This is a genomic window from Rubellimicrobium rubrum, from assembly GCF_006152115.1.
GTDB classification, from domain to species: domain Bacteria; phylum Pseudomonadota; class Alphaproteobacteria; order Rhodobacterales; family Rhodobacteraceae; genus Rubellimicrobium; species Rubellimicrobium rubrum.
Genome location: NZ_VDFU01000077.1, coordinates 1 through 3,553, shown reverse-complemented (window position 1 = coordinate 3,553; position 3,553 = coordinate 1). Strand labels below are relative to the sequence as shown.

The following is a 3,553-nucleotide window of genomic DNA, read 5'->3' as shown; positions in this document are numbered from 1 at the left end:
GACAGGTCGGCTCCGAGATCCCCAGCTTGCGGCAGATCTCGTCCACCGCCGTCCCGGACTCCGCTTGGCCCGCAGGGCAAAGGCGATCCGCTCGTCACTGGTGCGCTTCCGCGTCATGGCACTCCTCCTCAGAGTTCAGAGGGCCCGAAGAACGGCCGTCAGACCGGAGCAGGTTTCGGGGTCAGGACCAGCCGACCAGTGCTCCCGTAGGCCGCTTCGTCCGGGCGCCCGCGATCCGCCGGAACTAAGCCAGCTAGCCTCTGCAGAATGAATTGGCTGTCTGGTGGCTGCTCGCAACGGGGCTCGCCCACATCGCCTTGCGGTAGGCGGTCTGAGTCCCGCGAGGCAAACAGAAAGGGTATGCCGAGGAGGCTCAAAGCGTCCGCGAGCGGAAGAACCCTCTCCTGCCCCAAGCGACCACCCAGGAGCACCATGTCGGGCCAGCGGTCCTGCGCCTCCAGATCTATGGCTTCGGCCAGCCACCGGCTGGCCTGCGCCAGGCTGGACACCGGGCCCAGGATCTGGGCTCCGTGAACGCGCAGCACCGCGCAGAGCCCCTTGGCCAGACGGGATTCGTCTTCCACCACGAGGACGCGCTGCCCTCTGAGCCGGTCGTGGGTGTTTGTCGTCATCGGTGGTCTCCGGGCTCATGCAGTGGTGGCCGTGAACGGCTCACCAGGCGCCCTGTTCCGTCACAAACTTGGTCTGTGTGCTTGAGGTCACGGACCCGACGGCGCGCCTTGCCGGCCGCTGTGCCGGCGATGTGAGCAGAGGTGGCGCCTGGCTCCTCTGTCCCGCTGAGGCGACCTGCCGTAGGCTGCGGCTGTGGACCCTCGCAAGCAGCCCAAGCAGCCGTGACTAGAAGACCTGCAGGCACGGCCGAACCGGCTCAGTCCGATGGGGAGGAGAAGAAGGGCTTTCCCCGGAGTGCCCTTTTTCCCGGAAGACAGCCGCACGGCGTGGGCCCTCCCTCAGTCTGGCTCGCAGCTCAGCTCCAGTAGGAGTTCTGCCATCTCCTCGGTGTCGCGGAAGTAGTCGAACAGCCCTTCGGCCATTCGCACCAGGGGCGGCGAGGTCCTCAGGGCAGCCAGCCTCACCAGCAAAGCGTCAGCCTGATTGCCGCAGGTGTGGGCGGTCTCTTGTAGGTGCGAGAGATGGGCCCCGTCCGGTCGAGTATCGCCCTCCAAAGCCTGCATTCGTTGGCTCAGCGTCTGCTTCACTTGGATCAGGAGCGTCAGCGTGTCGAGAACACGCGTGACCTCGTCAGATCGGCCGTCGTCACATCCGGTCTCGCCTTGCACCCCTGCGTCTCAGGCGTCTTGAGCAGACGGGCCAAGGAGCGAGGCATAGACACTGCCGGCCAGCCCGGAGAACACGGTCAAGGCGTAGGTCCCGAAGGCAGCCCCAGCTCCACCTTCCATAAGCCAGACGCCTACCCCCGCCATTATGCCGATCACGGCTGCCACGACCAACTGACAGATCAGAATGTCGACCTCCTCCGGTGAATCCCCTCTCCGCAGAACGTTCATCCTATGTGTCCTTTTCGTGGCGAGCCGCCAACAAGGAAGACGAGCTCGTAAGCTCCTCAATGGCGGGTCATGTGGCCGACATGCCGCACTAGACCCGCCGGACATTCCTGGTGCTCACCCGGAAGCGGGCGGCAATGCTGGCGATGGGACGGCCATGTCGATTTCCACCCGGAACTGAGCCGGGCGGAAATCGATGCCATGGCCTTCTACTCCACTGCTCCGCTGCCCGCTCAAGCGGCAGCCAAAGCGTCGCTGGCCCTCAGCAGTCGTCCCAGTGAGGGTTATGGGAGAAGGGGCTCGGGGCTCCATCCAGCAGCCGAGGCTGTACTCAACGGGCGAGGTGGGCGTTGTATGGTAAGGTGTGACGCTGGCCTCTCGTCCGCAGAACGCAGAGGAACCCAGGGCGGGATGATCTGGGATGGGAATGCGACCAAGACTCATGGGTCGGACGCTACTGGAGCCCCCACCGGCGTCAACCATGTCACGTGGCAGATCGTCGGCCGCGTGGGGTCACGACAAACCTACGCGGCCTAGCCATGACCGGACGCGCCTTGTGGGCCACGGTTGCAGAGCCGCCTAGGCGGTACCCGTGGCATCATTGCGGCACGTGCAAGCTGAATATGGGGAAGAGTGGCGTGGCAGGCCAGCTCGGCCGCGCCATCGCGAAGCAGTCCTGACCGGGCGCAAGCTGTGACGTAGCGAATGCAACCCTGACGTGGGCTGCTGGGTTGTGTCGGCACGATCCGTCAGCCTGCGTCTTTCCGTTTCCGAGGCGAAGGTCTCCATACTAGATACCGAGAGGGCGTCTACGACGGGTTCTCGTGCCCTCAAGTAGCTAGCCGGGCGGCGGTGAAGGTGCCAGCCCGGTTCCATGCCGTACCGGGGGCACGACGGCTGCGACGCCCCCACTTCCCGATCACTCTGTTCCAGCACAGAAGGCCCCCGGGCATGCCCGGGGGTCCTCCGGCGCCTCAGTTTGGCTCGGGCCGGTGACGTCTCCCTCAGGCGGGATGTATGTCGCTGGCTCTGGCCTCGGCCTGAGAAGCCGAGTGGTCGCGCATGACAACAGGCTAGAGCGCGGGGGACGGCGGGGGAGTGCGACAAAGGTCGCACGCTCCGGAGCAGAAGAGCGCGGTGGTGCGTAACGGCCCTGGAGGGCGGAACCGGGAGACAATAGGCTCGGGGGCTGCTACGAGCGCCGCGGCTGGCCCCTCGGGCAGGGCGTCACCCGCACTTGGGCGACGGCCCCTGGTTGCACACCGAGCGGCGTGTCTGGCTTGACGATCGGGGCAAGCAGGTGCGCAGGTCGCCTGCCATCACAGATCTCAGAAGTCGATCAGCTCAGTCTGGCTGGGCCCCTCCCCTGCCCTGCATGGTCCTGTCACCCGTGAGGTGCTGGCCAGCGCGCATCTGCACCATGTCCCCAGCAACAACTCCTCGCAGCTCTTTGCCAGCGCTGTCAAATGCTTCACGACGCAGGCGAGCACCGCAGGCGACGGTGGCGCAAGGTGGTCCGGTGCCGTGCCCTGGGTGACCTGTTCGAGTAGGGCACGGGGAATGTGAGTGCTCGAGCTTTAAAGAATTTAACCGTACGCGTTGGGCGGGCATGGGGCTCCGATCAGGCCGTGACGATGTTCGGGGCGCAATCGAGAGTGGGTGTCACACTGTCGGGCCAGATGTTGGCCAGGCTGAGGAGCTCGATGGCCCAGGTCTCAGGGTCAGGACTACCGGGGACGGCCAGGTGAACCGCAAGCACCTCGAGCTCGAGGGCGAGCCGATCATACACGTGCTCTGGAACGAAGTGCTCCCCTGTCACCCTGCTGCTCCTGTGCTTGCCGCTTGTGCCTCTCCTGGCGGTCTACCCAAGGAAGTGCTGAGGGCGGGTGATCGGTTCCGGGGAAACGGAACTCATGGTTGCTGAGATCTTGCGACACCGGAGCTGTCACCAGTCCATGGGAAGACTCCAGCAACGATAAGGCAAGCCTGGCGGGCGGAGCAGGTCGGTTTGACACTGGGCAAGCGGC

3 protein-coding genes and 1 pseudogene are annotated in these 3,553 nt (G+C 65.3%); all 4 read right to left on the bottom strand.

What is annotated here, in order from left to right:
• Window positions 1–117 (bottom strand): annotated as a pseudogene (locus FHG66_RS22540) (transposase); the annotation flags it as partial.
• A 41-nt stretch (window positions 118–158) separates the two neighbouring features.
• Window positions 159–632 carry a response regulator gene (locus FHG66_RS21210; RefSeq protein WP_139079134.1) on the bottom strand — a complete coding sequence of 158 codons (474 nt, stop codon included), beginning with the start codon at window positions 630–632 and terminating at the stop codon, window positions 159–161.
• 339 nt (window positions 633–971) lie between these two features.
• Window positions 972–1,301 (bottom strand): hypothetical protein, encoded by a 330-nt coding sequence (locus tag FHG66_RS21205; RefSeq protein WP_139079133.1) that lies wholly within the window; start codon window positions 1,299–1,301, stop codon window positions 972–974.
• A gap of 1,846 nt (window positions 1,302–3,147) precedes the next feature.
• Window positions 3,148–3,345, bottom strand: a complete 198-nt coding sequence (locus FHG66_RS21190; RefSeq protein ID WP_139079130.1) for a hypothetical protein — start codon at window positions 3,343–3,345, stop codon at window positions 3,148–3,150.
• Window positions 3,346–3,553 lie beyond the last annotated feature (208 nt).

What these genes read in the sequence shown, in the direction of transcription:
- FHG66_RS21210 (WP_139079134.1), bottom strand. Translation starts at nt 632, where the DNA reads ATGACGACAAACACCCACGACCGGCTCAGAGGGCAGCGCGTCCTCGTG.